This is a genomic window from Algibacter sp. TI.3.09, assembly GCF_038154905.1.
Lineage (GTDB): Bacteria > Bacteroidota > Bacteroidia > Flavobacteriales > Flavobacteriaceae > Algibacter.
The window spans coordinates 1-764 of sequence record NZ_JBAKAN010000021.1 but is presented as its reverse complement, the minus strand read 5'-3'; the positions used below and the strand labels follow the sequence as shown (position 1 = coordinate 764).

General features: G+C 28.5%; 1 protein-coding gene. It reads left to right on the top strand.

What is annotated here, in order from left to right:
- A partial coding sequence (locus tag V6246_RS18155) for a tetratricopeptide repeat protein (protein WP_341561860.1) occupies window positions 1–632 on the top strand: 632 nt, incomplete at its 5' end.
- Window positions 633–764: the final 132 nt, after the last annotated feature.

Genomic DNA, 764 nt, shown 5'->3' with positions numbered 1-764 from the left:
CGTTGTGGTTAATTATGAAAAACATACTACTTACAATATTAATTTTGACATTTCTGAATTGTAAAAGCGATTCAGAAAAGGTTGTTTCAAAACATTCTAAAGACACAACAATCCATTATAAAAATCAATTTAAAAGAGGTGGAATAAAAGATTCTATTGCTTCTATAACTTTTGACCTTGCTTCCGAACAAAATTCTAAAGGTAATTTTTCAAAGGCTAAAAAATTATACAAAAAAGCAAACGACTTAGAGCCTGATAATAAAATCATTCTTAATGCTTTGGGAGGAGTTTCTGCTGATTTAAAAAACTTAGCGGATTGTACTCTTTATTTTGAAAAGTCTCTGAAAATTGACAGTACTTTCACCATAACCTATATGAACTTTGGAACCGCTTATAATAAACTCTTGAAATTTAATAAGTCAATAGTAGTATTAGAAAAAGGTCTTGAATTGGAAAATAATCAAGAGAAAAAAGGATATTTTTATTACAATTTGGCTAATTCATATTACAAGAAAAAAGATTATGAAACGTCATATAAACTTGTGAATAAAGCACTTTCTATAGTAAAAGAACCAGCAGTAAGAGAAGATATTATTGAATTGGAAGATGTTTTATCGGATTTAAAAAACTAACCACAACATTGTATAAAAATAATGCGTAAGTTTATTCCTAAACTAAAAGTTAGTGTTTGTTTGCTTGCATCTGATTTTCCTTCGGAAAATCCTCGCACTCAAACTACGCACTATTCTTATACGTAACCGTTG